Raw genomic sequence first — 26,466 nt, forward strand, 5'->3', positions numbered from 1 at the left:
GAATAAGTGACCTTTTAAGTCCCGCAGAATCAACCAGGGGTTAATCGAGGTGCCCTTATGTGATTACTAAATGTGAGCGATTTAGCTCATGGCTGGCGGTTAACGCTATTCGTTAAGGGTTATTTAAACTTCATGATTCAAGATTTTTCAAACGCAAAGCTGTTGGTGGTCGGGGATGTGATGCTCGACCAATATTGGACGGGCAAAGCCGGCCGTATCTCTCCCGAAGCGCCAGTGCCGGTGGTTAACGTGTCGGGCAATGAAATGCGCGCAGGCGGCGCGGCTAACGTGGCTTTAAACGTGGCGGCTTTGGGTGCGCAAGTACACTTAATGGGTATTATTGGGCGCGATGTGTCTGGTAATCAGTTGGATGAAGTTTTGCAGAAGGCGCAAGTCAAACGTGATTGGGTTTATTGCGATAGTGGCACGATTTGCAAGTTGCGTGTATTAAGCCATCATCAACAGTTGATCCGAATGGATTTTGAACAGCCTGTTGCGCAAGCTTCGGCCAAAGCCTTGGCCGATTTGGTGGCCAAGCAGGTGTCACAATTTGATGCGCTGGTATTGTCGGATTACGCGAAAGGTTCGTTGCAATATATTGAGCTTATGATTCAAGCCGCTCGTGAAGCGGGTGTGCTGGTTTTAGTTGATCCGAAAGGCTCAGACTTTGGTCGCTATAAAGGGGCTACCTTAATTAAACCAAATCAATCCGAATTTGAGTTAATTGTGGGTGAATGCGGTGATGAAACCACGCTTATTAATAAAGCGCAAAGCTTGATTGACGAGCTCGACTTACAAGCCTTGTTGGTGACACGAAGCGAACATGGTATGGCGTTGATTTCCAAACAAGCCAAGCCGTATTTATTGCGTTCTCAAGCCCAAGAGGTGTTTGATGTCACTGGCGCGGGCGACACGGTTATTGCCACCTTGTCGACGGCCATGGCGGCGGGCTTAACTTGGCAGAACGCCACCCATTTAGCGAATGCGGCCGCCAGCATTGTGGTGCGCAAAGTCGGCACCTCGAGCGTTTCTAAAGCCGAGTTAGACAACTATTTACAAACGGTGATGCGTCATAAAGGTTATGTGGCGCCGAGCGAAGATGAGTTGTTGGCGTTAGTTACTCAGTCGCAATCACAAGGCGAAAAAGTGGTGTTTACCAATGGCTGTTTTGATATTTTGCACAGCGGCCATGTGCGTTATTTAAACGAAGCTGCAAAACTGGGTGATCGCTTAATCGTGGCGGTAAATTCCGATGAATCGGTACAGGTTTTAAAAGGCCCAAGTCGCCCAGTGGTGCCGTTAGAGAGTCGAATGGAATTGCTGGCCGCACTCAGTTGTGTCGATTGGGTGGTACCCTTTAACGAACAAACGCCTGAGCGTTTAATCTGTAAATTAACGCCTAATGTGCTGGTTAAAGGCGGAGACTATCTACCGGAGCAGATTGCTGGCGCTCAGTGCGTTTGGGATGCGGGTGGTCAAGTCGAAGTGCTTTCTTTTTGGGACGGGTTTTCGACCAGTAATATTATCGAACGCATTGCGCATTCGGAGGAAAATTTGTGATTGATTTTAACCAGGCACGCCAGCAACATTTGCAGGCGATTGATTCGGTGTTTGCGCAAACCGATCTCATCAACTCATTGATTGAGCAGGTGGTTCGGAGTTTGCAAACCGGCGGCAAGGTTTTATGGTGTGGCAATGGTGGTAGCGCCGCCGACGCACAACACATGGCAGCCGAACTGATGGTGCGGTATGTCAAAAACCGTCGTCCGCTGGCCTCAATTGCCTTAACCACGGATAGTTCGATATTAACCGCGCATACGAATGATTTTGAGTTTGAAAGTGTGTTTGCGCGTCAAGTCGAAGCGTTGGCCAAACCGGGTGATGTGTTAATGAGTTTATCGACATCCGGTAGCAGCCGAAATGTGGTGTTGGCTCAACAGCAGGCTAAAAAAATGGGCGTGTTTTGTGCCGCCTTAACTGGCGCTCAACCCAGCGTGCTGGCGGCTGAAGCGGATTTAACTTTTCAGGTTAATTCAAACGAAACCGCACGCGTACAAGAAGCACACAGTTTAATCAGTCATTTGTTATGTGAGGGCCTAGACCAGGTGTTTTCATAATTATTGTTTATTTTATGTTGTAACAAACGATTAGAGTCGATGGGGGTGGGATGTTGATTCTAGCAGGCGATATTGGCGGGACTCGGTCACGGCTGAGGGCGTTGGATTATTCCAATCAAATGACCCCTGTGGTCGAAGCGGTGTATGCCAGCGCGTCTTATGCGTCCTTATCGGACATTATTCTAGATTTTTCACAAAAAAATCAAATTCATCAATACGCTTATGCCTGTTTGGGTTTACCCGGCCCAATCAATCAGCGTCGAGTCAACTTAACCAACTTGCCTTGGTTGGTTGATGCAGATCAACTTGAAGCCAATTGTGCTATCAAAACCGTCCAATTTATTAATGACTTCCAAGCCGCCGCTTATGGCATAGATACGCTCTCAAACGACCAACTTATTACCTTACAAATGGGGCAGTTTAATGCAAAAGCGCACCGTTTAGTGGTTGGCGCGGGCACCGGTTTGGGGGTGTCGCCGGTTGTGTTTGAAGCCACCGGTTTCAAACCGCAAGCGAGTGAAGCCGGGCATATGGATTTTGCGCCTATGGATGCTAACCAAGCTGAACTGCTTAAATGGTTATGGCCAGTCTGGTCACATGTGTCTTATGAGCGGATTTTGTCGGGTGCGGGTTTAGAAACCCTGTATGCATTTTATGCCGGCTTGTCTCAACATAACCACCAGGCCTGGTTAAAGGCCGAAGTGATTCAGCAACTCGCCGAGCAAGGCGACCTGATCGCCCACAAAACAATTCAAACCTTTGTCGAGGTTTATGGTGCTTATATTGGAAATTTGATTTTATTGTGGCCGTCTTATGGCGGTGTCTATATTGCAGGTGGAATTGCGGGTAAGATAGAAGTATGGATGAAACAAAATGGATTTTTAGATGCGCTGCGTCACAAAGGTCGAATGCGTGATTTAGTGCAAAAAACGCCAGTATACCTAGTGGTTGATGAGTCATTAGGATTGCACGGCGCATCCAACTATGCGCGATTGGCGGTAAATGGTCAAAGAACCAGGCTAAAAAATCCCTGTCCGACATTTAGGCCGTGAACCACTTAACTTTTAGATTGGCATGAGGATGTTATGAAGAATTATACCGAAACAAAATCCGCCACGGATTTAACCCGTAAAACACTGGCGCTGGTATTGGCCGGTGGCGAAGGCAGTCGTCTAAAAGATTTAACTCGCTGGCGTGCCAAGCCAGCCGTGCCGTTTGGTGGCAAATACCGAATTATTGATTTTGTGTTGTCTAACTGTGTGAACTCCGGGATTCGCAAAATCGGTGTACTCACCCAATACAAAGCCCACTCCTTGATTCGTCACGTTCAGCGTGCTTGGAGTTTTATGCGTTACGAAGTGGGTGAGTTTGTTGAGTTATTACCGGCGCAACAGCGTGTGGATAAAGAGTGGTACAAAGGCACAGCGGATGCACTATACCAAAACTTGGATATTTTACGTCGCCATACCCCAGAATACGTAATGGTGTTGGGCGGTGATCATATTTACTCGATGGACTACAGCAAAATGTTGGTCGAACATGCGGCTTCTGGTGCGGATGTAACGATTGGCTGTATCGAAGTGCCGCGTATGGAAGCCTGTGGCTTTGGCGTTATGTCGGTTGATGAGTGTTTTCGGATTACCAAATTTACCGAAAAACCTAAAGACCCAGAAGCCATGCCGGGTAAACCAGACAAAGCCTTGGCTTCAATGGGTATTTATATTTTTTCGACCGAGTTTTTATTCCAAAAATTGATTGAAGATCACGATAACCCCGACTCCACCAATGATTTTGGCAAAGATATTATTCCCTCTATTATTGATGACTGGCATGTGCGGGCTTATCCCTTTGTGGATGAAGCCGGCGATCCGGTGTATTGGCGAGATGTGGGTACGTTGGAATCCTTCTGGAAAGCCAGTTTAGATTTATGTTCGATCACACCGGAGCTAAATTTATACAATCGTGATTGGCCAATTTGGACCTATCAAGCCCAATTGCCACCGGCGAAGTTTACCTTCGATGATGAGGGTCGTCGCGGTGAAGCGATTGACTCGATGGTCTCAGCCGGTTGCATTTTATCGGGCGCACGGGTTAAACGTTCGGTTATTTCGAGCGGCTGTTTTTTACACAGTTACAGCTTGGTAAAAGACTCGGTTTTATTGCCACGAGTCGAAGTTGGCCGTAACTGTCGCATTCAAAATGCGATTATTGATAAAGGCTGTGTGATTGCATCTGGCACGGTGATTGGCGAAAATCGCGAAGAAGATGCCAAACGTTTTTATGTGGATGAAAATGGCTTGGTGTTGATCACGCCGGATATGTTGGGTCAGTCCGAGCACTTTACACGTTAAGCTTGGTTTTAATATCCACCCACAAACAAAGGTTAAGCTGTTTTGAAACAAACTAAGAAAATAAAAGTCGTACTCTGTTGGCACATGCATCAACCGCATTATCGAGATGGTTTGGACGGTCAATATCGGTTGCCTTGGGTGTATTTGCATGCGATGAAAGATTACACTGATATGGCGGCCTATTTAGAAGCCAATCCCGAAGCCAAGGTGGTGGTGAACTTTGCGCCTGTATTGCTGGAGCAAATTGATGATTATGCCGCCAAAATGCAGGCCTGGTTATCAAACGCTCAAGCCATGCCGGATGACTTTTTAAACTTGCTCGCCGGTGCCGAGCCGATTCCGCAAGACTTAGAACAGCGTAAAAAACTAGTAGAAGCCTGTCAGCGCGCGTTTGCGCCAACTATGATCGACTCATTGCCGGCTTATCGGCACTTGATTGATATGATTCGCCCCTTCAGTGTTGAAAGTGAAGCCTATGAACAAACCCTTATGTACTTAAATGAGGGGTTTTATATAGATTTATTAGTTTGGTATCACTTGGCTTGGACAGGGGTGAGTGTTCGTCAGAAAGATACCCGTATTCAATATTTGTTGGATAAAAAACAAGGCTTTGATTCAGCTGACCAGCGTTTACTGGTTGAAGCCATGGCGGATAACTTACAAGCGATCATCCCACGGTATCGCCGCCTAATGGAGTGCAACCAAATTGAATTGTCGATGACGCCTTACGGTCATCCGATCGTGCCCTTATTAATCGACTTTGACTCGATGCTTGATGCCTTGCCAAAAGCGCCTGTACCGAATTCACCGGTTTATCCAGGAGGGTATGAGCGCGCTTGTTGGCATATGGAGCATGGACTGGAAGTATTTGATAGACATTTTGGTTGCAAACCACAAGGTGTCTGGTTATCCGAAGGCGCGGTAAGCAGCGCGTCAATCGGTATGTTGGATCATTACGGGATTAAATGGACGGCTTCGGGTGAAGGCGTGTGGCGACATTCTTGCGAAGCATCCCATTTAGACTTGCACGATATTGCTTCTAAGCGTGCGCTTTATCAACCTTTACAGCATGCAACCCAAAATTGTGCGCTGTTTTTCCGAGATGACGGCTTGTCGGATTTAATCGGATTTCAATACAAAGACTGGAACCCGGTTGATGCGGCTAACGATTTTGCCCAGCACCTCAATAATATCGCCAATTTTCTGGGGGATAAAGTCGAAGAACATGTTGTCAGTGTCATATTGGATGGCGAAAACGCCTGGGAATATTATCCCGACAATGGCTTTCACTTCTTAACCGCCTTGTATGAACGTTTAACCCATCACCCAATCATCCAAATGACGACCTTTAGTGATGCCTTGGCGCAAGGGGTCAAAGTGCGCCATTTACCAACTTTAAAAGCCGGTAGTTGGGTGTACGGCTCGTTTTCAACCTGGATTGGTGAACCTGAAAAGAATCGCGCTTGGGATATATTAGTTGAAGCTAAACAAACCTATGATCGAGTAAAACAAGACAATAAGTTGAGTCAAGCACAGCTCAAACTGGCCACCGAGCAATTGGCAATTTGTGAAGGTTCGGATTGGTTTTGGTGGTTTGGCGATTACAATCCGGGTGACAGTGTTAGGGATTTCGATCAGCTGTACCGCCGTCATTTGGAGAAACTTTACGAGTTACTCAACGAGCCGGTTCCAGCGTATTTAGACACGCCGATATCACAAGGTGGCGGCAACATGGAAAATGCCGGAACGATGCGGCGCAACTGAAATTAAGCGGGATGCGTGTGTGGTATTGTTTGCGTGAAATTAATGTATTAAAGGGAGTGCTTTATGGCAAGATCCATCGGTGTTTTGTTACACCCCACCTCCTTACCTAGCGGGGTGCTGGACTACCAGGCCTGGTTGTTTTTGGACTGGATGGTTAAAGCCGGCTTATCTATTTGGCAAGTGCTACCTTTAACCGCACCGCATGATGATGATTCACCTTATCAAGGTTTATCCGCGTTTGCCTTGAATCCCAAACTATTGCCTAAAAACTGGCAAAATCAAGTCGATAATAAAGCCTTTGAAGCCTATTTAGAAACGCTACCTCACTGGTTAGAAGACTACGCGTTGTTTATGGTGTTGCGTGAACAGTTTAACCACCAGGCCTGGTCGGCTTGGCCGGAACCCTATCGATTTCGTGATCCACAAGCCTTAAGTGCGTTCGCCGAACAGCATGCCGAAGCCATGCGTGAGATTAAAAAACAGCAATTTTATCTTGAGTATTTATGGCAAAAACTTAAACGCGATGCGAGTGATAAAGGCATTGAGCTGTTTGGTGATATGCCCATATTTGTCGCTTACGACAGTGTTGATGTGTGGGCTAACCCCGACCAATTTAAGTTGGATGAAAATCTCCAGCCCAGCGTGGTCACTGGGGTGCCGCCGGATTATTTTTCGCAAACCGGCCAGCGTTGGGGCAATCCGCATTACAATTGGTCGGTCATGCAGCAAGATGGATTCAGTTGGTGGTGTCAGCGTATTGAGCACGCGTTGAATCAATTTGACTTGTTAAGAATTGACCATTTCCGTGGTTTAGAATCCAGCTGGGAAATTGATGCAAAAGAACCGACCGCGATGAACGGAAATTGGGTAAAAGCACCGGGCGCAGCCTTGTTAGCGTTTTTACAGCAAGAGTTTGATCCTTTACCGCTGGTAGCAGAGGATTTAGGCATTATTACACCAGAAGTGGTGGCCTTAAAAGAGCAATTCGGTTTGCCGGGTATGTCGGTGTTGCAGTTTGGTTTTAGTGGTTTGCCAGATAATCCGCATGCGCCAGACAGTTTGGTAGAACATTCGGTGGTTTATACCGGCACCCACGATAATGACACCAGTTTGGGTTGGTTTAACAGCCTCGAACCCGGTGTGCAAAACTGGGTGGTGTCGCAATTGCCTGATCAGGTGGGGGAGATGCCCTGGCCCTTAATTGTAGCGGCGATGCGCTCGGTTGCCGAGCGTGTTATTGTACCGATGCAAGATTGGTTGGGCCTAGACTCAGAACACCGCATGAATATCCCCGGTACCACCGAAAAAAACTGGGGTTGGCAATTTGATTGGGATGACATTCCCGAGGAATTGGAAAAACGTATTTATCAGTGGGTCAAACAAACTCAGCGCTTAAACGAAACACAGAGAGCTTTAAAAGAATGAACTCACTTGCACTATTAATAGAGCGCTTGCAGCAGGGCCGATTGCACGATCCATTTCAACTATTGGGTCACCAGCAAAACGCTTCGGCTTGGATTATCCGAAGCTGGTTGCCAACCGCCACTAAGGTTAGGTTAGCTGGTCAATATCCCATGCAAGCGCTTGGTGAACATGGCTTATTTGAAGCTCATTTGAGTGATGCTGAATACCAAGCTTTAGCTACACACTACTCGCTGGAATGGCAAGAAGCGGATGGCCAAACTCATAAAATGGTGTGCCCTTATAGCTTTGCTCCTCAATTGGGTGAGTTGGATTTGCACTTATTTGCCGAAGGTCGTCATTGGCAAATTTATGAGCATTTGGGTGCGCATCCTAAAACCGTGGATGGCATTCAAGGAGTGCAATTTGCAGTTTGGGCACCTTCAGCCGAACGTGTATCGGTGGTGGGCGATTTTAACGCTTGGCATGGGTTGCGTCACCCGATGCGTTCACGTGGTAGTTCTGGGGTTTGGGAGTTGTTTATTCCGGGGTTGATGCCAGGCGATCATTATAAATTTGAAATTCGTAACGCCACCAGCGGTGCGATTATGACCAAGTCTGACCCCTATGCACGAGCGATGGAGTTGCGTCCTGATACCGCATGTTATGTTGAACAACCCGCTCACCAGTGGAACGACCAGGCCTGGTTGGAAAAACGCGCCGGATTTGATTGGGCGCATCAACCCATCAATGTGTACGAAGTGCATTTGGGTTCTTGGCAGCGAGATGATTCCGGTGGTTTTTTAAACTATCGTGAGCTGGCTTATCGTTTAGTCGATTATGTAAAGTGGATGGGTTATACCCATATCGAGCTTTTGCCCATTACCGAGCATCCTTACGATGCGTCTTGGGGTTATCAAACCACGGGTTATTTTGCGCCTACACGCCGATTTGGTACGCCGGATGATTTTCGGTTTTTTGTCGACCACTGTCACCAAAATGGTATAGGTGTGTTTTTAGACTGGGTGCCAGCGCATTTCCCGAAAGACAGCTTTGCGCTCGCACGGTTTGATGGCAGCGCGTTATATGAACACGAAGACCCACGTTTAGGCGAACATGCCGATTGGGGCACTTATATTTTTAACTTTGGCCGCAACGAAGTTCGAAACTTCTTGATCGCCAATGCCTTATTTTGGCTAAAAGAATTTCATTTAGACGGCTTGCGAGTCGATGCGGTCGCCTCGATGTTGTATCTGGATTATTCGCGTGAGCCGGGTGAATGGCTGCCTAATATTCATGGAGGCCGCGAAAACTTGGACGCGATGGCGTTTATTCAACAATTAAATGCCGAAGTTCACTCTCAACATCCCGGCACTTTAGTGATGGCGGAAGAGTCGACCTCTTGGCCGATGGTCTCGCGCCCAACTTGGATGGGCGGTTTGGGCTTTTCGATGAAATGGAATATGGGTTGGATGAACGATACTTTGGATTATTTCCAAAGAGATCCGATTTATCGCCCCTATCATCACAACCAATTAACCTTTAGCCAAATTTATGCCTATACCGAAAATTTTGTGCTGCCGCTGTCGCATGATGAAGTGGTGCATCTCAAAGGTTCGTTGGCCGCCAAAATGCCGGGGGATGACTGGCAGAAAATGGCGAATTTACGATTGTTATTAGGTTATCAAATTTTGCATCCGGGTAAAAAATTGCTGTTTATGGGGTGCGAGTTTGGCCCTTGGACAGAGTGGTCCGAATCCGAAGGTTTGCCTTGGCATTTATGTGATTACCCAAACCACCGTGGCGTGCAGTTGATGACAAGAGATTTAAATCACTTATATTTAAACAACTCGGCTTTGCATCAGTATGATTTTGAATCTCAAGGATTTGAATGGATTGATTGTGATAATAATGAACACTCGATTTTAAGTTTTGAGCGTCGTGCCGATCAACAGCGTTTGATTTGTGTGTTTAATTTTTCGCCAGTGCCGCGAGAAGCCTATCGAATCGGACTGCCTGATGCAGGACGTTATCAAGAGATTGCCAACTCTGATTCGGCGATTTATGGTGGCAGTAATTTAGGAAATAATGGCTGGGTTGAAGCTACGTCTCAGCCCTGGATGAATCGTCCGGCATCGGCCGAATTAACCTTGCCCCCGCTGGGATTTGTCGTATTAAAGCAGCAAGCTTAATCACGCCTAGTTTTTAGGCTTAATTAATTTCCTCTAAGCACCAGGCCTGGTGCTTAGAGGAAAAACGTCACACATTAGGTAAGAGAACCCGCAGAGTATGAAGTTAGTTTTTGCCACCTCAGAAGCCCACCCTTTAATTAAAACCGGCGGTTTAGCGGATGTATCCGGTGGTTTAACCACCGCCTTAGTTGAACTTGGTCACCAAGTTCAACTGGTGTTGCCCGCCTACCAAGCCATGTTAGACAAGGTCAATAAAGTCAGTGTGTTATCGCAGTTTGAGTTAGATGGCGCGGGTCGCCGCCTAAAAGTACGCTTGTTAAGCGCTAAGGTAGCGGAACTAAAAGCCAGCGTTATTTTAGTTGATATTCCTGAGCTGTTTAATCGTGCTGGAAACCCGTACATGGCGGCGGACGGTAAAGATTGGTGGGATAACGGCGAACGTTTTGGCGTGTTTTCAAAAGCCGTGGTCGAAATCGCGATGGATCGAGTCGGCTTAAATTGGAAGGCCGACGTCGTGCATGCCAACGACTGGCAAACCGGTTTGGTTCCGGCGTTGTTAACGCTCGAAAAGTCGCCTCCGCGCAGCTTGTTCACGATTCATAATATGGCCTATGCGGGTTATTTCCCTAAAAGCTTATTTGAAGGTTTGAAACTACCCTGGAAATGGTGGACGATAGAAGGCATTGAGTTTTACGATCAAATGGCGATGCTGAAGGCCGGTATTCAAATGGCCGATTGGGTCACAACCGTGAGCCCATCCTACGCCAAAGAAATTTGTTACCCAGAATACGCTTATGGTTTTGAAGGCGTGTTAAACCAGCGTCAGCAACAAGGGCGTTTAGTCGGCATTATTAATGGCATAGATGATCAGGAATGGAATCCAGCCACCGACCATTATATTTCTTACAACTATTCGGCTGAACAAGGCCGAGTGAGCGCAAAAAAACGCAATAAAGAATTGTTACTTACTCTGCTGGGAGATAGCGAGCCGCAAGCGCATTTGACTATTCCATTGATTGGTTTTGTTGGCCGCTTGGTTGAACAGAAAGGGGTCGATTTAATTTTACAAGCCTTGCCTGATATTTTAGAAACCGAATCGGTACAATTTGTATTTGTGGGTTCAGGGTCAGACTATTTTGAAAAACAGTTAATGCAGCTCGTCGGGCGTTATCCGGGGCGAGTATTTGTACATATCGGTTATTCTGAAACCTTGGCACACCAAGTTGAAGCGGGTGCGGATATGTTTTTAATGCCGTCTCGATTTGAACCTTGCGGTTTAAATCAAATGTACAGTTTAGCTTACGGTACGCCACCGATTGTTCATCATACCGGTGGTTTAATTGATACGGTGGTGAACACCACCAAACAAACTTTGGCGGATAAAACCGCGACCGGATTTATGTTTTTTGATCCAAATCCACACGCGTTACGTGCCACGATTTTACAAGCACTGAGTTTATATAAAAAGCCACGCAGTTGGCAGCAAATACAAAAAACGGGGATGCAGCGAGCGTTTAGTTGGAAAAACAGCGCTCAAGACTATGTCAAATTATATGCTAAGGAGATTTAGATGAGCACCCAAGACCAAACCAGTTTGGACGTGATCAAGCATCGTGTCCGCAAACGTTTAAGTAATGACAAGGCTGGCTTAGAAACCGACTTTTTACATTATTTGCAGAACAACCTCGGGCGCGAGCTGACTTCCGAAACCGACTATAAACTGAAAGCTTTGGCTTATGTAGTGCGCGATCGCTTAATGGGCAACTGGAAACAGACCTGGTTAAGTTACCGTGAAAACACCAATAAACGCGCTTATTATTTGTCGATGGAGTTTTTAATCGGTCGCTCTTTAGTTAATAACATGCTCAATTTAGGCATCGAAAACCAAGCCAGCGAAGCCTTGCGTGAACTGGGTTTATCCATCGAAGAGATAGAAGAAGCCGAAATTGATGCCGGCTTAGGTAACGGTGGCTTGGGTCGTTTAGCCGCCTGTTTTATGGACAGTTGCGCGACTTTGCAGTTGCCAGTTATGGGGTATGGTCTGCGTTATGAATATGGCATGTTTCGTCAGCGCATCCAAAACGGGTTTCAGGTTGAAGAGCCTGACCATTGGTTAGGCTTTGGTTATTATCCTTGGGAAGTTCAGCGCCAAGAATACACGCGCACAGTGAAATTTGGTGGTTATTGCCGACCTTATACCGATCCACATACTGGGTATTTAATTGTGCACTGGGAAAATGATGAAGAAGTGCTGGCGGTGCCATTTGATGTGCCGATTCCCGGTTACAAAAATCATACCGTAAACACCTTGCGTTTATGGGATGCGGCGGCGGATGAAGCCTTTAAGTTGTCCGAGTTCAATGCCGGTTCGTATTTTGAAGCAGTTGCAGCCAAAAACGAAGCCGAAAATATAACGATGGTGTTGTATCCAAATGACACCAGCGAAAACGGCAAAGAACTGCGTCTACGTCAGCAATATTTTTTAGTGTCGGCCAGTTTGCAAGATGTGGTTGAGCAGTGGGTTAAACACCACAATGCCGATTTCGCCCATTTTGCCGAATCGAATGTTTTCCAACTCAACGACACCCACCCGAGTTTGGCGGTAGCGGAATTGATGCGTTTGTTGGTGGATGAGCAACATATGGGCTGGGAGCAAGCCTGGGGTATTGTGAGCCACACCATGGCTTACACTAACCATACTTTATTGCCAGAAGCGCTTGAAAAATGGTCGGGCGATTTGATGCGTAAATTACTGCCGCGCCCACTCGAAATTATTGAAGAAATTAACCGCCGCTTTTTAGCTCAGGTCGCACAAAAATGGCCGGGTGATATGGAACGCCAGCGTCGTTTGTCTATTTTTGACGAGCACGGCATGGTGCGCATGGCGTACTTAGCGATAGTGGGCAGTTTTTCGGTAAACGGTGTGGCGGCGTTGCATTCGCAGTTATTAAAAGAAGGCTTGTTTCACGACTTCTATCAGCTTTGGCCGGAGCGCTTTAATAATAAAACCAATGGTGTCACCCAGCGTCGTTGGTTGGCGGGTTGTAATCCAGGTTTGCGTGATTTATTAAATCAAACGATTGGCGAACAATGGGTAACCGATTTAAGTCAACTGAGTCAGTTAGAAGCCTATTTGCAGGATGCTGAATTCCGCCAAAAATGGGCGCAGGTTAAACTGCAAAATAAACAGCGTTTAGCCGCTTTAATCAAAAAAGATACGGGTTTAATCGTCAGTTCAACCGCGATGTTTGATGTGCAGGTAAAACGTATTCACGAATACAAACGTCAGTTATTAAACGCGTTGCACGTGATTCATTTATACGCACGTATTAAACGTGGTGATACTCAAAATATGACACCTCGCGTGGTGATTTTTGGCGGCAAAGCCGCGCCAGGTTATCACATGGCGAAAGCGATTATTAAACTAATCAATAATGTCGCTCAAGTGGTTAATAATGATCCGGAGATTGGCGATTTGCTTAAAGTGGTGTTTATTCCAAACTATCGAGTTTCTGCGATGGAAGTGATTTGTCCGGGTACGGATTTATCCGAACAAATTTCAACTGCCGGCAAAGAAGCTTCTGGCACCGGTAATATGAAATTTATGATGAACGGGGCGATTACGATTGGCACCTTGGATGGCGCGAATGTCGAAATTCGAGAAGCGGTCGGCGAAGAGCATTTCTTCTTGTTTGGTTTACAAACCGAACAGGTGCAAGATTTGATTGGGCGTTATCAGCCACAGTCCTATATTGATAATGATGCAGACTTACAAGCGGTATTAAACCTACTGGAAGTGGGTCACTTTAATCAATTTGAGCCAGGTCTTTTTGATGATATTTTGGCTTCAATTAAAAACCCGCAAGATGAATGGATGACCTTGGCCGACTTTCGTAGTTATGTGGATGCACAAGAGCTGGTTGCGCAAGCTTATCAAGACACCGAACGTTGGGTGACTATGAGTATTATGAACTCGGCGCGTAGCGGGGTGTTTTCAACGGATCGCACCATGAGTGAGTACAATCGTGATATTTGGCATTTGCAACCGATTCAGGTGCAAACAGACTGATTGTCGCTGTATTTAACTCGGCTTTCTGCTACAATACGTTCACTTTTTAGATAGGTTATCATTTAAAAAGTTTTCAATATGGTGACGCTATTCGTCCCCTCGCGACGCTAAGTTGGGAACTCCGCCAGGTCCGGAAGGAAGCAACGGTACCTTCTGATGCGTGCGCCGAGGTAAGGCGGGTAGCGTTGCCACCATATTTTCCTCCCCTGCGTGTTTAAAGCACGTTAAAATAGTCCAAATTCTGATTCTGGATGCCTTCATGAGTTATACCGTATTAGCACGTAAGTGGCGCCCAAAAAACTTTAGTGAACTGGTGGGTCAAACCCACGTTATGCAGGCCTTAGCGAATGCGCTAGACCAGCAACGGTTGCATCATGCCTACCTGTTTACCGGCACACGTGGGGTGGGGAAAACCACGATTGCGCGTATCTTTGCCAAAGCCCTTAACTGTGAACAAGGCATTAGCTCGACCCCTTGCGGTCAGTGTTCAGTGTGCAAGTCGATTGACGAAGGTCGTTTTGTTGATTTAATAGAAGTCGATGCCGCTTCGCGTACCAAAGTCGAAGATACACGTGAGATTTTGGATAACGTGCAATACGCGCCAACTCAAGGGCGTTATAAAGTCTACCTGATAGACGAAGTTCACATGCTCTCAAAAAGCAGTTTTAATGCTTTGTTAAAAACGCTAGAAGAACCGCCTGAACACGTCAAATTCTTACTGGCCACCACCGATCCCCATAAGTTACCGATTACGGTATTGTCACGTTGTTTGCAATTCAATTTATTGCGCCTGACCAGTACCCAAATACAAAATCATTTAGCCCATATATTGCAACAAGAGCAAATCGACTTTGAACCGACTGCGTTGGCGTTAATCGCCAAAAGTGCAGATGGTTCGGCACGTGATTCTTTGAGTTTATTAGATCAAGCGATTGCTTATTGTGGTGGAAAAATCCAATTTGAAGCTGTGCGTTCGATGTTAGGCCTGGTTGATCAAGGCGTGGTGCAAGCGATTTTGCAAGCGCTAAGTGATGATTCTGCCGAACAAGTTAAACAAATATTGCAAACCCTGGCGAGCTTGGGGGTGGATTATGTTGCGTTAGTTAACCAATTGTTGGAGGTTTTGCATCAAACCGCGCAGACTCAAATTTTGGGTGAAGCCCTTGAAGATGGTCTATTGCCAACCGATATCCTGGCCGATTTTGCCAATTGTTTAAGCCCAGCAAAAGTTCAACTGCTTTATCAAATTGGTTTGTTGGCGCGCCAAGACATGAAGTTAGCACCGGATGTACGCATTGGTTTTGAAATGACGTTATTGCGTATGTTGGCGTTTGATCCGAGTTCGAGTGGGTCGGCTTCATCAAGCGGTCAAGCAGGCCTGCAAAATACCGTGCCTACAGCGACACCGAATTCGAATCCAGTACAAGCTTCTGCCGGTGGCCGTCAAAGTGTCGCCGAATTGCTGAAAGCTGCACAAGTCAACGAAACCCCAGCAAACTTTCAGGTGACTCCCCAGACGACACAAGCCAGTGAACCGGTGGCGCCGAACCAACCTGAGCCAAGTCGTGCTCAGCCTGTAGCAGATTTAAGTTTGTTTCCTGACCTGCAAGCACGTGTCCAAGCGCCAAATGTTGCGACATCGGCTGTCAGTGCGCCAATTAAAACCCCAGCGGTTGCAGAGCCTGAACCCGCCCCTTTGACAAATAATTCAATCCTTAACGCAATCGCGCCAACGTCCGAAAATATTGCGTCGCTTCAGACGCAGGTTCAGCCGGAGCCTATGCAAGCGGTGGCGTCTCAAGTGTCGAATCAGACTGATTGGATGCCGCAGGCTGAAGAATCGGCCGACCAGATATTGAATAATCAAACGACACAAACGCCTGATAGCGCTTTGATGTCAACCAGGCCTGGTGGTTTAAATACTTCCAGCCAGTCGCAGCCGGTTCAGGCTTGGATGGATTTAATTCAGCAATTAGGCTTGGATGGTATGGCGCTAGAGCTAGCCAGACAATGTGTGTTGGTCGATGCTAACCACCAGGCCTGGTGGTTAAGTGTGCATCCTGATGAGATGCATGCTAAAACCGATTTAGCCGTGACGCGTTTAGAGCAGGCCGCACAACGTCAATTTGGCGAAGGCTTTAAAGTAAATTTTATTGAGTTTACAGGTGAATTTTACACGCCAAATCTTTATGATAAAGACCAACAAACCCTGTCTCAAGAACAGGCGGCCCAATCCATTTTTGCAGACGAAAATGTACACATGTTGCAAGAACGTTTAGGCATGCAGGTGTTGGAAAAATCAATCCAACCGCTGTGATGTTTGAAACAACTAATTAGTAATACAAAAGTTAATAAATAAAGGAACAACTATGTTTGGTGGAAAAGCCGGTCTCGGTAGCTTGATGAAACAAGCACAAGAAATGCAAAAAAACATGGAACAAGCGCAAGCTGAAATCGCACAAATGGAAGTCACAGGCGAAGCGGGTGGTGGTTTAGTTAAAGTCACGATGACCGGTAAACATGAATTGGTTAAAGTTGAGTTGGACGACAGCTTAATGGATGACAAAGAAATGCTAGAAGACCTAGTTGCAGCGGCGGTAAACAGCGCGGTACGTCGAGTTGAAGACACCACTCAAGAAAGAATGGGCGGCTTAACTCAGGGCATGAATTTACCGGGTGGCATGAAGTTCCCTTTTTAAATTAATAACTAGGCGAATATGTCCTCTCCCTTGATTCAGCAGTTGATTGACGCGTTTCGTATTTTGCCCGGTGTCGGGCCAAAATCGGCGCAACGTATGGCTTATTATTTATTGGAGCGTCAACGTGATGGCGCTAATCGGCTAGCCGATACCATTCAACAAGCACTCGAAAAAGTCGGCCATTGTGAAGTCTGTCGCACCCTGAGCGAAACCTCAGTGTGCGGCATTTGTGCGTCTAACAAACGCGATAATGGTTTATTGTGTGTAGTGGAAACGCCGGCGGATGTATTGTCGATTGAGCAGGCGGGCATTTATCAAGGCAAATATTTTGTATTGATGGGGCACTTGTCGCCGATTGATGGCATTGGCCCTGAACAGTTGGGTTTAGGGCGTTTGCACGAACGTCTAAAACAGCCGGGTATTAGTGAGTTAATTCTGGCGACTAATCCAACCGTTGAAGGCGAAGCCACCGCGCATTATATTCATCAGCTCGCGCAACAAGCAGGGGTGTCGGTCACGCGTTTGGCGCAAGGCTTACCGATGGGGGGTGAGTTGGAATATATCGATAGTGCAACCTTGTCGCATGCGTTTAGTGGCCGTCGAGCGGTTTGATTTTAAGCCGCTGAAATGAAAAACCCATTTAACATGGCTATTTTTAGCGGATGTTAAATGGGTTTTTTGTTGGGCGAAATAAGGCTGTTTGGCGTAATCGTGTGGGGATTACTTTGCCATTAAAAATTCCAGCAAAGCCTTTTGCGCATGTAAGCGGTTTTCGGCTTCATCCCACACCACACTTTGATGACCGTCGATCACTTCGGCGGTGACTTCTTCGCCACGATGCGCGGGTAGACAGTGCATAAATAAGGCATCTGAATCGGCTTGATCCATAATCGCACGATTCACGCGATATTTCGATAACGCCTGAATACGTAAACGCTGTTCGTCTTCTTGCCCCATGCTGGCCCACACATCGGTCACCAACAAATCGGCACCTTGCGCGGCTTCCATCGGATCGCGTACTATTTCAACCCGATCTTTCGCCATTTCCATCAAATCCGCACGTGGTTCAAAACCTTTTGGACAGGCCACGCGTAATTTAAAGTCATAAATTTGCGCCGCATTAATATAAGACTGGCACATATTGTTACCATCGCCAATCCACACCACGGTTTTGCCTTTGATCGAGCCTCTATGTTCATGATAAGTCTGCATATCGGCTAATAACTGGCAAGGGTGAAAGTCATCCGTTAAGGCGTTAATCACCGGTACAGATGAAAACTCCGCCATGGTTTCGACAATGCTGTGTTCAAACGTACGCACCATAATGCCATCCACCATGCTGGAAATAACGCGTGCGCTATCTTCAATCGGTTCGCCTCGGCCAAGTTGGGTGTCGCGAGGCGATAAAAACAAGGCGTGGCCGCCCAGCTGAGTCATGCCCACTTCAAATGAAATGCGCGTGCGGGTGGAGGCTTTTTCAAAAATCATCGCAAGCGTTTGGTTTTTGAGCGGCTCGTAAATCTCACCGGCGTGTTGCATTTTTTTAAGCTCAATCCCGCGCTGCAAAATATGCTGCAGTTCTTGCGGGGTTAAGCTTTTTAGGGTTAAAAAGTGTTTATTTGTCATGGGATTAAGATTTTGTTAAAAATTCGGTTATTAATTGGCTCAAATCACTGACCAGCTGGGCTGTTTGGGCTTCGGAAATCACAAAAGGTGGCAGTAAACGTACGGTGTCGCCACGCGTGACGTTAATCAACAAACCTTGATCTAGTGCGATTTTGACTAGTTCGCCACACGGACGATCCAGTTGTATGCCGATCATATAGCCTTTACCCCGCACCTCAACCACGCCTTTTTGATCGGCTAAAGCGCTTCTAAAGGCACTCATGATTTGCTCGCCTTGTTTGGCGACTTGTGAAATATAGTCGTGTTGCTCAAGTGTATTGATCACGGCTAAACCGGCCGCACAGGCTAATGGGTTGCCACCAAATGTGGTGCCGTGGTTGCCTGGGCCAAACGTACTGGCGGCTTTACCACGAGCTAGACACGCACCAATTGGCACGCCATTGCCCAAGGCTTTTGCCAGGGTTAAGACATCCGGCAAAATGCCTTCGTGTTGATAAGCAAACCATTTGCCGGTACGACCGATACCGGTTTGAATTTCATCCATCATCAGTAATAAATTATGCTGATCACACAACTGACGCAACGTTTTTAAATAACCCGCATCCGGAACAAATACGCCGCCTTCACCTTGTACAGGTTCAACCAAAATCGCAACCAGGTTTGGGTGTTTGCTAATGGCTTTTTCAACCGCGTCAACTTGGTTATAAGGCACACGCACAAAACCTTGCACTAAAGGTGCAAAACCTTCTTGAACTTTTTTGTTGCCAGTGGCGCTTAAGGTCGCCATGGTGCGGCCATGAAAACTATTTTCCATAACCAAAATTTCTGGGTTTTCGATCCCGCGATCAAACGCGGTTTTGCGCGCAATTTTAATGGCCGCTTCATTCGCTTCGGCGCCTGAATTACCAAAAAACACCCGATCCATACCCGACAAACGAATTAAAGCTTCGCCTAGTTTTTCTTGGTTTTCGACCCGATATAGGTTCGAGGTATGGATTAAACGTTTGCTTTGTTCACACAAGGCTTGCGAAATGGCTGGGTGAGCGTGGCCTAAACTGCAAACGGCGATACCACTCACGGCGTCTAAATAGGCCTTACCTTGCTCATCGTACAAGGTTGCGCCTTCGCCTTCTGTAAACATTACAGGCAAACGAGCATAGGTATTCATTAAACTTTCGGACATGGATTTCACCTTCTAGCCAACGCAGCAGCGCCTAAGCGGCTTGATAATTACAAACAAAAAAGAGCAACCCGAAGATTGCTCTTTTTGAAAGACAAACGATGATTTTAGCTGAATCAGGAATAAATTCAAGCTGATAGAGAGAATAAAGCGCTAAGATAGATTGAAATTAAGCACACAGACTCTCTGTTATTCGTGGGTTCATTCGGCTAAAATACATCTTTTATTTTTTGTAAAAACGGCTTTGGCTGGTTTTTATACCGAATTTGTAGCGATTTAAATTTCTGAGGAGCTTCTCAATGCGAACGATGTCGGATCGTGATGGCCTGATTTGGATGGACGGTCAAATGGTGCCTTGGCGCGAAGCCAACACGCATGTTTTAACCCACACCTTACATTATGGTATGGGTGTTTTTGAAGGTGTGCGTGCTTATGATGCCGAACAGGGCACTGCGATTTTTCGTTTAGAAGCTCATACCGATCGCTTGTTTAATTCAGCGAAAATTATGAATATGCCGATGCCGTTTGATAAAGACACCATTAACGAAGCCCAACGCGCGTCCGTGCGTGAAAATAATTTGAAGTCGGCTTATATTCGTCCGATGGTGTATTACGGCTCAGAAGGTATGGGATTGCGTGCGGATAATTTAAAAACCCACGTCATTATCGCGGCCTGGGAATGGGGCGCGTATATGGGTGAAGAAAACTTAACCCGTGGGATTAAAGTCGCGACCTCGTCCTATACCCGTCATCACGTTAACATTACTATGACTAAAGCCAAAGCCAATGGCGCGTATATGAACTCGATGTTGGCTTTGCAAGAAGCGGTATCGCATGGTTGTGATGAAGCCTTATTGTTAGACACCGAAGGTTATGTGTGTGAAGGTAGTGGCGAAAACTTCTTTATGATTCGTGATGGCGTGATTTATACACCAGAATTGACCGCCGCTTTGGATGGCATTACCCGTAAAACCGTGATGCAGTTAGCGCGTGAATGTGGTTATGAAGTAGTTGAAAAACGTATTACACGTGATGAGGTGTATATTGCGGATGAAGCCTTCTTTACTGGCACCGCGGCCGAAGTCACACCGATTCGTGAATTGGATAATCGTCCGATTGGTCAAGGTTCACGTGGCCCCATTACCGAGCGTTTGCAGAGCTTGTATTTTGACGTGGTTCATGGACGTTCAGCGCCCCATTTAAACTGGTTAGCGTCAGTTAAATAAGATTCACACAGCCGCTAGGGCGGCTGTGTTTACATGCTTTAAGGAGTGACAATGAGTTCAAAAGCAACCGATTCATGTGCGCAAACGCACGTTGAAGTAACCTACGACGATTTGCCATTATACTGCCCAACCAGTAATCAGACGGTATGGGACGCACATCCGCGCGTATTTTTGCCGATTGAAGAAACCGGCGAAGCTAAATGCCCCTACTGTGGTACGGAATACGTTTTAAAAGATTGGGATCCGAATCGTTCGGCGCACTAAATGACCCAAGATTCAAATTTGACCACCAGGCCTGGTGGTCAAAATCCCTACCAAGGCTTAAACGCCCAGCTAGTCCCACTCCCTAAAATCATCTCGTCACACTACCAGCCGAGCTTGTATGCTGACAGTACGCATCAACTTTGCCATCTACAAACCGAGCAGGGCAATAAAGTTTTAAAACGTCTAAACCCTAACGCACACCAGCAAGCTTTTTGGCGTAATGTGCAAGCTTTGTTTGGGTTAGATTTAAACAAACATCTTAACCACCAGGCCTGGTGCTCAACACAATTAGCGGGTTTAACCGATTTAGCGATTCCGCAGATTGAGTGGGCGGTAAATCCTGGCGAAAGTTTGCAGGGGTTTGTGTTAGCCGCCAAATTAAATGGCGAAACCGGCCAAGCAAGCTGGATGAATCAAGCGAATATCGACATCTTCGCACGGCATTTAAAAGGCTTGCATCAAATCAGTTATGCCAACTGGGGTGTTTGGCAACAGCCACAAAATCCCCTTACCGATTGGCCGCATAAATTAACCCAGAGTTTAAAAAGTTGGATGAATCCAACCGACCACCAGGCCTGGTGGTCGGGCATCAAACAAGCCGAGGCCATTCGTATCCATTCGGCTGTGCCGACGATGTTGGATCTGCGTTGGGATCAGTTTTTATTTGAGCAACAGCAGTTGTCGGCCTTGGTGGATTTGGATGCGTTTGTGTTAGCGCCGGTCGAATTGAGCTGGGTAATTTTGGAATACTTGTTAGATGAGCACCAGGCCTGGTGGTTCGCGCAAACCTATGGTGAGCGGCCAGATTTAACGCCAGTGCGCGAAGCTTATCGTTTGTGGTTATTTAGTACTAATCTACTCGGTGAAAGCGATTTAACGCGTTGGATGACCGCGCCCACCCGATTTTAAATAGAGAGCGTTTGATCTTGTGCGCGATAAAGCTTTAACCAGTTAATAAACCCGTAAACGGCTAGGCCAAGATAAAGCACAAACATCGCTGCGGTTAGCAAATAACCGGTTTGCCAATAAAGCACCACCGCTGCGCTATCAATCACCAACCAATACAACCAGTTTTCTAACACCTTACGCGCCATCATATAGGTGGTGAGCATCGAAAATACCATCACAAACCCATCTAAATAAGGTTTCTGGCTGGCTTCAAACAGGGTTAATAAACCGCCGAGCGAAAACGTCAGCAATACACCTAAACTAATAAAACCAGTGTGATAACCCCAGCGCCAACGGTGAATGTGTAATTCAGGTTGGCTAATGCCGCCGCGTGTCCAGACATAAAAGCCGTACACCGCCATCGCCATATAAAAGAAGTGCAAGAAAGACTGCATTGGCAACAGGCCGTTCCAAAACAGCAGAGTATAAATTGCGGTGCTTAAAAAAGCCGCTGGCCAACACCACACCGATTCGCGTGCCGCCAAAATTACATAGGCGATGCCCAAGGCGACCGCGATGGCTTCCCAAATCGATTGTTGGCTAAACTGTGCCCAAATCTCAGCAAGCATCAATCTTGGCCTTAGAGCGATTCACACCGACCATTTTCATGACAAAGATGGTGTGCGGGTTTTGCTCAAACACGGTTTCTAATTCTTCGGTCATTAAATTCATAATCGTGCGGTAGTCACCGAAAACCTGAGTGCTTAAACTATTACGCTCAAGCACCAGGCCTGGTGCTTGTTCCAGACGTTCAATAAAGTCAATAATCGGTTGGCAAAACTCGTCTTTTAACGGGTACATGCTGATATCAAGTGAAATTTTCATAGGGGCTTCCTTTGTTTTTTGAACCACGAAGGCACGAAGCGCACGAAGTTATTTAGCGCTATGTTGCCACCCTCTCCCTTGATGGGAGAGGGTCGGGGGGTGAGGGTGGAATTTAAAACCGCACTCTTGTGGTTAAACCGATTTGACGTGGGTCGCCAAGGGCGGTATAAAGCTGTTCGCCATCTCCATCAAAGTGATCAAAGAAATAACCACGGGTGGCATATTTCTCATCGGTCAGGTTTTTGCCCCAAACATAAATTTCCCAGTCTTTGGCCTCATAACCAATGCGTGCATTCGCTAAAGTATAGGCTTCTGATTTTTTATCATGTACATTGTCAAAATAAAACGCATCCATGCCTTGGATTTCCAAGCGTCCAAACCAGCCTTGATCATGACGGTATTGAGTGCCGACAAGGTATTGATAATTAGGCGCATGTGACGCACCTCGTCCACTCATACTAAACTCTGTATTAGTAGGCGTGCCTTTAATTTCAGTTTGTAATAGCCCTAGATTTGCAAATAGATTCCACCGACTGTTTACCTGCCAGTCAATTTCGGTTTCTAGGCCATAGTGTTTTGCGGAGTCTAGGTTTTCAGTAAAGAATACCCATTCATAACCGCCAGGTTCATAGCTGTAGCCATCAAACTGTGGATTTTGGCGATCCATATAGAACAAGGTTGTCGCTGTTTTGATTGCACCGTAGTTGGAGCGTAAGCCAATTTCATAGTTGTAAAGAGTTTCGTTATTAAAACGAGCATAGTCTGAGGTTGTCAAACCGGTATTAAATCCCCCGGCCTTGTAGCCGCGGGTTATGCCTGCAAACGCCATATGTTTTTCATTGTAACGGTGTTGGTAATGTACAGAGCCTCCCCACAAAGTTTCGGTGGGTGAAAAGTTGTCTTCAAGGTTGTAGTCAAAATCGCCTTCTCCGTAAGAAGTATCTGTTCCATACTTTCTGGCAGCGAGTTTGTAATCCTGCTGGTGATGTTCAATCCGCAAACTATAAATAAGCGTTTTTTTCTCGCTAATAGACTGGTCAAATTGGCTATAGAAGGCAAGTTTGTTGTGGGTAAAATCGCTTTCTGAATCGCTGTTATAAATATCGTTGTAAACCGTGTAGTCAGCGCGCTCCGCTCGGATGTTTGACTCTAATAACTGAGAAGCATACAAACCAACTAGCCAATCTGTAGTGTTTGCAAAAATTCTTGAATTTTGTGTAGATGTCCAACGCAAATCTTGGCTTAGTGTTTGGCGTTGTTGTTCATGTGCATAAGTTCCGACGGTTTTAGTAGGATCTGCAATCCAGTCTGCATCATAACCATAGTTGTTTGTATTGTCGGCAAAACTAGTGGTGGAGGTGAGGTTGTAGAGGTTGCTGCCTGTCCAATTAATTTTCAAAGCCCCTGCATTGGTTTTTTGAGTATCTTCGCCTGGCTCGTTTGACAGGGTGGTAAAGCTGTTGTCGCGGGTAAACACATCATAGCCATTGTTAATATCCGCATGCATTAGGCTTAGATCAAATTGAGTATTGTCGCCGGCCCACCAGCGGAGTTTGGCGCGAGCGGTGAGCTCGTTTTTCTGGTTGGTGTCGGTGCGGTTTAGGGTGTCGTTATCGCGGAAACCGTCACTATTGTGTTTAAACAGGCTTACGCGATATTGTGGGCTTTTGTCTTGTGAATTAAACGCGCCGCTGGTCATGACGCCGAGTTCTTTGAGGTTATCCGTGCCCACACTCGCTTCAATTAAACTTTCGTTATAAGGCGTTGGGTCGTTGGTTTGGATATTCACCAGACCGGCTAAAGCACTGGCGCCATAACGCGTACTTTGTGGGCCGCGTAATACTTCGACTTGTTTAACGTCAAACAAGTTGCCCACCATGCCAATGCCGCTAAAATCAATTTCATCGACGGCAAAACCCACACTCGCATTCGGTGCGCCGGTGTATTCATCACGTTCGCCTATACCGCGAATTTGAATATGACGCGGACGCGATGATTGGCCGGAAAAGTTAACATTGGGGGTTTGCAGTAACACATCACCAAAGTGGGTGGCGCCGCGATCTTGCAATTCGGCTTCGTCTAAAATATCGACACTGGCGGCGATATCGGTTTGGCTGGTTTGACGCAAATCGGCACTCACCGTTATGGCGGATAAGTTGGTTTCGGCCAGCACCAGGCCTGGTATGAGGGCGAGAAGGGCGAGAGGAAGCGGTTTGAGTTTCATGATTTTCCTTTTACATGTTCATTTGTGTAAAAGGACAGGAAGACAGCGAATCGCGTCAAGAGGTTTGACTGAAATGGCGTGTCATGCCTGTCCCTACGCTGGTATTAACCAGATCAGGTTCTTAGGGTTTCGATTTTTTGCAATCGATCTCAGGCCGCTACGGACCACCCCTTGGCAAGTTTGAGCTAACAATTATAGCACGCACGAGCTGAGCCTACTTTCTTTCGCGCCGCCAAACCCTACGCATTTAATGGAAATTGGGTTTAAATTATTTAGAATGATAGATAGATATTTGGTTACTAAGACGGCTTAGAATGTTACCATTTATTGATCTACATCAAGATAAAGTTCGGTGCCAATAATGAACTGTGCTGGACTTGAATTTTTTAAATTATAAGGGGTATTTATGTCTTCGGTGTCTGCAAAATTAAACGGGGATTGTCTAGAACTGGCGGTGGATGGGGTATTTGATATTGAACTTTATCATGATTTTAACAATGCCTATAAAGACTATCTAGGCAAAGCCAATCACTATATTATTGACTTTGATCGCACCGATCGTATTGACAGTGCGGCTTTGGGCTTAATGTTGCTGATGCGTCAAAAAGTGGGCACGGAAAGTAAAGCCATTAAGTTGATCAACGCCAATGAAAAAGTTAAGCGCAGTTTGGATACCGCTCAGTTTGGTAAGCTGTTTGATATGGATGCTTAAATATAGCATCCGATTAGCGTAAGAGTTTTAAAGGAGAATTCATGGCGGCTGATAAAATTCGGTTGTTATTGGTGGATGACACACCCGCCGCGCTCAAATTGTTGGGCATGATGGTAGGCAACATGGGTTGGGAGTTTGAAACGGCTGTGGATGGTGAAGAGGCGCTGGCTAAAATCAGCGCTCAAGCACCGGGCTATTTCAGTGTGGTGGTGTCCGATTGGTTAATGCCGAAAATGGACGGCATAGCGCTGCTTAAGGCCTTAAAAAAAGACCCAGAGCGTCGTCACATTCCGGTTATTTTGCAAACCGCATTGGCGGATAAAGAGTCGGTTCAACAAGGCTTAAAAGAAGGTGCATTTTACTATTTGACCAAACCACTCGATATGGAGCTGGTGCAGTCGGTTATTCGCTCGGCCTTACGGGACTATAAAACCCACCAAAATCTGCGTTCAGAACTGACCAAAATTACCGAATCGTTTGCTACCGCTAAGCAGGCTGAATTTGAATACCAAACCTTAAAAGAAGCGCGCGGCTTGTCGTCGTTATTAGCGAGTTTGTGTGCCGAACCAGATGAGGCTGTGGTGGGTTTGTTTGAGCTGATGGTGAATGCCGTCGAGCATGGTAATTTGGCCATAACTTACGATGAAAAAACCCAGCTTATTGAAGCTGGGCATTTAAAAGAAGAAATTCAACAACGCCTAACCGACTCAGCATATCGCGATAAGTTTGTGACCTTAAGTTTAGCTGTTCACCCAGAAGAAATTGAGGTTAGGATACGTGATATGGGTAAAGGGTTTGATTTTGAACAATACCTGAACTTTTCAATGGAACGCATGTTGGATAATCACGGTCGTGGCATTATGATGGC

At 46.4% G+C, this 26,466-nt stretch carries 22 protein-coding genes, 1 other RNA gene and 1 riboswitch; of the genes, 18 read left to right on the plus strand and 5 right to left on the minus strand.

Annotated features, from left to right (window positions below):
• Positions 1 to 132: 132 nt before the first annotated feature.
• From hldE to recR, 13 genes are all read left to right on the plus strand, one after another.
• Positions 133 to 1,560: a bifunctional D-glycero-beta-D-manno-heptose-7-phosphate kinase/D-glycero-beta-D-manno-heptose 1-phosphate adenylyltransferase HldE gene (gene hldE, locus IBX48_RS05565; RefSeq protein WP_296831653.1), complete on the plus strand. Its 1,428-nt coding sequence runs from the start codon at positions 133 to 135 to the stop codon at positions 1,558 to 1,560.
• Positions 1,557 to 2,117, plus strand: coding sequence for an SIS domain-containing protein (locus IBX48_RS05570; RefSeq protein ID WP_296831655.1), 561 nt, complete (start codon positions 1,557 to 1,559; stop codon positions 2,115 to 2,117). Before hldE ends, IBX48_RS05570 begins: the two co-directional genes overlap by 4 nt.
• Before the next feature lie 50 nt (positions 2,118 to 2,167).
• Positions 2,168 to 3,169, plus strand: a complete 1,002-nt coding sequence (glk, locus tag IBX48_RS05575; RefSeq protein WP_296831657.1) for a glucokinase — start codon at positions 2,168 to 2,170, stop codon at positions 3,167 to 3,169.
• Between the two features lie 33 nt (positions 3,170 to 3,202).
• Positions 3,203 to 4,468 carry a glucose-1-phosphate adenylyltransferase gene (glgC, locus tag IBX48_RS05580; RefSeq protein WP_296831659.1) on the plus strand — a complete coding sequence of 422 codons (1,266 nt, stop codon included), beginning with the start codon at positions 3,203 to 3,205 and terminating at the stop codon, positions 4,466 to 4,468.
• Between the two features lie 84 nt (positions 4,469 to 4,552).
• Entirely contained in the window at positions 4,553 to 6,232 is a 1,680-nt protein-coding gene (locus tag IBX48_RS05585; protein ID WP_296831697.1) for a glycoside hydrolase family 57 protein, read from the plus strand.
• A 63-nt stretch (positions 6,233 to 6,295) separates the two neighbouring features.
• On the plus strand, positions 6,296 to 7,657 hold the full coding sequence (gene malQ, locus IBX48_RS05590) for a 4-alpha-glucanotransferase (RefSeq protein ID WP_296831661.1): 1,362 nt from the start codon (positions 6,296 to 6,298) through the stop codon (positions 7,655 to 7,657).
• Positions 7,654 to 9,825: a 1,4-alpha-glucan branching protein GlgB gene (glgB, locus tag IBX48_RS05595; RefSeq protein WP_296831663.1), complete on the plus strand. Its 2,172-nt coding sequence runs from the start codon at positions 7,654 to 7,656 to the stop codon at positions 9,823 to 9,825. Before malQ ends, glgB begins: the two co-directional genes overlap by 4 nt.
• Positions 9,826 to 9,922: 97 nt before the next feature.
• Positions 9,923 to 11,395 (plus strand): glycogen synthase GlgA, encoded by a 1,473-nt coding sequence (gene glgA, locus IBX48_RS05600; protein ID WP_296831665.1) that lies wholly within the window; start codon positions 9,923 to 9,925, stop codon positions 11,393 to 11,395.
• Entirely contained in the window at positions 11,396 to 13,894 is a 2,499-nt protein-coding gene (locus tag IBX48_RS05605; protein ID WP_296831667.1) for a glycogen/starch/alpha-glucan phosphorylase, read from the plus strand. It begins immediately after the preceding gene.
• A gap of 88 nt (positions 13,895 to 13,982) precedes the next feature.
• An RNA gene (gene ffs / locus IBX48_RS05610) (signal recognition particle sRNA small type) lies at positions 13,983 to 14,079 on the plus strand.
• A gap of 74 nt (positions 14,080 to 14,153) precedes the next feature.
• A complete protein-coding gene (dnaX, locus tag IBX48_RS05615; RefSeq protein ID WP_296831669.1) occupies positions 14,154 to 16,211 on the plus strand; it encodes a DNA polymerase III subunit gamma/tau in 2,058 nt (685 codons plus the stop codon).
• A 52-nt stretch (positions 16,212 to 16,263) separates the two neighbouring features.
• On the plus strand, positions 16,264 to 16,593 hold the full coding sequence (locus tag IBX48_RS05620) for a YbaB/EbfC family nucleoid-associated protein (protein WP_296831671.1): 330 nt from the start codon (positions 16,264 to 16,266) through the stop codon (positions 16,591 to 16,593).
• An 18-nt stretch (positions 16,594 to 16,611) separates the two neighbouring features.
• On the plus strand, positions 16,612 to 17,205 hold the full coding sequence (gene recR / locus IBX48_RS05625; RefSeq protein WP_296831673.1) for a recombination mediator RecR: 594 nt from the start codon (positions 16,612 to 16,614) through the stop codon (positions 17,203 to 17,205).
• 108 nt (positions 17,206 to 17,313) lie between these two features.
• On the opposite strand, the gene argF is transcribed toward recR, so the two are convergent.
• Both argF and IBX48_RS05635 read right to left on the minus strand, forming a co-directional pair.
• Entirely contained in the window at positions 17,314 to 18,219 is a 906-nt protein-coding gene (gene argF / locus IBX48_RS05630) for an ornithine carbamoyltransferase (RefSeq protein ID WP_296831675.1), read from the minus strand.
• A gap of 4 nt (positions 18,220 to 18,223) precedes the next feature.
• Positions 18,224 to 19,402: an acetylornithine transaminase gene (locus IBX48_RS05635; protein ID WP_296831677.1), complete on the minus strand. Its 1,179-nt coding sequence runs from the start codon at positions 19,400 to 19,402 to the stop codon at positions 18,224 to 18,226.
• A gap of 296 nt (positions 19,403 to 19,698) precedes the next feature.
• Between IBX48_RS05635 and IBX48_RS05640 the strand changes: the two genes are divergently transcribed.
• Genes IBX48_RS05640 through IBX48_RS05650 form a run of 3 tightly spaced genes read left to right on the plus strand, consistent with a single transcriptional unit; the run spans position 19,699 to position 21,798 of the window.
• Positions 19,699 to 20,625: a branched-chain amino acid transaminase gene (locus IBX48_RS05640; protein ID WP_296831679.1), complete on the plus strand. Its 927-nt coding sequence runs from the start codon at positions 19,699 to 19,701 to the stop codon at positions 20,623 to 20,625.
• Between the two features lie 51 nt (positions 20,626 to 20,676).
• Entirely contained in the window at positions 20,677 to 20,889 is a 213-nt protein-coding gene (locus IBX48_RS05645; RefSeq protein ID WP_296831681.1) for a zinc-finger domain-containing protein, read from the plus strand.
• On the plus strand, positions 20,890 to 21,798 hold the full coding sequence (locus IBX48_RS05650) for a hypothetical protein (RefSeq protein ID WP_296831684.1): 909 nt from the start codon (positions 20,890 to 20,892) through the stop codon (positions 21,796 to 21,798).
• On the opposite strand, the gene pnuC is transcribed toward IBX48_RS05650, so the two are convergent.
• The 3 genes from pnuC to IBX48_RS05665 all read right to left on the minus strand — a co-directional run bounded on the left by pnuC (position 21,795) and on the right by IBX48_RS05665 (position 24,886).
• Entirely contained in the window at positions 21,795 to 22,406 is a 612-nt protein-coding gene (gene pnuC / locus IBX48_RS05655; RefSeq protein WP_296831686.1) for a nicotinamide riboside transporter PnuC, read from the minus strand. The two genes, IBX48_RS05650 and pnuC, sit on opposite strands and share 4 nt — an antisense overlap.
• Positions 22,396 to 22,662, minus strand: a complete 267-nt coding sequence (locus IBX48_RS05660; protein WP_296831688.1) for a hypothetical protein — start codon at positions 22,660 to 22,662, stop codon at positions 22,396 to 22,398. The genes pnuC and IBX48_RS05660 overlap by 11 nt, the downstream gene beginning before the upstream one ends.
• A 112-nt stretch (positions 22,663 to 22,774) precedes the next feature.
• Positions 22,775 to 24,886 carry a TonB-dependent receptor gene (locus IBX48_RS05665; protein ID WP_296831690.1) on the minus strand — a complete coding sequence of 704 codons (2,112 nt, stop codon included), beginning with the start codon at positions 24,884 to 24,886 and terminating at the stop codon, positions 22,775 to 22,777.
• A gap of 72 nt (positions 24,887 to 24,958) precedes the next feature.
• Positions 24,959 to 25,068: riboswitch (TPP riboswitch) on the minus strand.
• A gap of 224 nt (positions 25,069 to 25,292) precedes the next feature.
• On the opposite strand from IBX48_RS05665, the gene IBX48_RS05670 reads away from it, so the two are divergent.
• Both IBX48_RS05670 and IBX48_RS05675 read left to right on the plus strand, forming a co-directional pair.
• Entirely contained in the window at positions 25,293 to 25,598 is a 306-nt protein-coding gene (locus IBX48_RS05670; protein ID WP_296831693.1) for an STAS domain-containing protein, read from the plus strand.
• A 41-nt stretch (positions 25,599 to 25,639) separates the two neighbouring features.
• On the plus strand, positions 25,640 to 26,466 hold an 827-nt coding region (locus tag IBX48_RS05675; protein WP_296831695.1), incomplete at its 3' end, for a response regulator.

The sequence above is a fragment of the Thiomicrospira sp. genome (genome assembly GCF_014859555.1).
Classification (GTDB): Bacteria; Pseudomonadota; Gammaproteobacteria; order Thiomicrospirales; family Thiomicrospiraceae; genus Thiomicrospira.

Excerpts from the sequence above, each read along its gene's own strand:
- hldE (WP_296831653.1), top strand. The coding sequence starts at position 133 with ATGATTCAAGATTTTTCAAACGCAAAGCTGTTGGTGGTCGGGGATGTG.
- glk (WP_296831657.1), top strand. The coding sequence starts at position 2,168 with ATGTTGATTCTAGCAGGCGATATTGGCGGGACTCGGTCACGGCTGAGG.
- glgC (WP_296831659.1), top strand. The coding sequence starts at position 3,203 with ATGAAGAATTATACCGAAACAAAATCCGCCACGGATTTAACCCGTAAA.
- IBX48_RS05585 (WP_296831697.1), top strand. The coding sequence starts at position 4,553 with ATGCATCAACCGCATTATCGAGATGGTTTGGACGGTCAATATCGGTTG.
- malQ (WP_296831661.1), top strand. The coding sequence starts at position 6,296 with ATGGCAAGATCCATCGGTGTTTTGTTACACCCCACCTCCTTACCTAGC.
- glgB (WP_296831663.1), top strand. The coding sequence starts at position 7,654 with ATGAACTCACTTGCACTATTAATAGAGCGCTTGCAGCAGGGCCGATTG.
- glgA (WP_296831665.1), top strand. The coding sequence starts at position 9,923 with ATGAAGTTAGTTTTTGCCACCTCAGAAGCCCACCCTTTAATTAAAACC.
- IBX48_RS05605 (WP_296831667.1), top strand. The coding sequence starts at position 11,396 with ATGAGCACCCAAGACCAAACCAGTTTGGACGTGATCAAGCATCGTGTC.
- dnaX (WP_296831669.1), top strand. The coding sequence starts at position 14,154 with ATGAGTTATACCGTATTAGCACGTAAGTGGCGCCCAAAAAACTTTAGT.
- IBX48_RS05620 (WP_296831671.1), top strand. The coding sequence starts at position 16,264 with ATGTTTGGTGGAAAAGCCGGTCTCGGTAGCTTGATGAAACAAGCACAA.
- recR (WP_296831673.1), top strand. The coding sequence starts at position 16,612 with ATGTCCTCTCCCTTGATTCAGCAGTTGATTGACGCGTTTCGTATTTTG.
- argF (WP_296831675.1), bottom strand. The coding sequence starts at position 18,219 with ATGACAAATAAACACTTTTTAACCCTAAAAAGCTTAACCCCGCAAGAA.
- IBX48_RS05635 (WP_296831677.1), bottom strand. The coding sequence starts at position 19,402 with ATGTCCGAAAGTTTAATGAATACCTATGCTCGTTTGCCTGTAATGTTT.
- IBX48_RS05640 (WP_296831679.1), top strand. The coding sequence starts at position 19,699 with ATGCGAACGATGTCGGATCGTGATGGCCTGATTTGGATGGACGGTCAA.
- IBX48_RS05645 (WP_296831681.1), top strand. The coding sequence starts at position 20,677 with ATGAGTTCAAAAGCAACCGATTCATGTGCGCAAACGCACGTTGAAGTA.
- IBX48_RS05650 (WP_296831684.1), top strand. The coding sequence starts at position 20,890 with ATGACCCAAGATTCAAATTTGACCACCAGGCCTGGTGGTCAAAATCCC.
- pnuC (WP_296831686.1), bottom strand. The coding sequence starts at position 22,406 with ATGCTTGCTGAGATTTGGGCACAGTTTAGCCAACAATCGATTTGGGAA.
- IBX48_RS05660 (WP_296831688.1), bottom strand. The coding sequence starts at position 22,662 with ATGAAAATTTCACTTGATATCAGCATGTACCCGTTAAAAGACGAGTTT.
- IBX48_RS05665 (WP_296831690.1), bottom strand. The coding sequence starts at position 24,886 with ATGAAACTCAAACCGCTTCCTCTCGCCCTTCTCGCCCTCATACCAGGC.
- IBX48_RS05670 (WP_296831693.1), top strand. The coding sequence starts at position 25,293 with ATGTCTTCGGTGTCTGCAAAATTAAACGGGGATTGTCTAGAACTGGCG.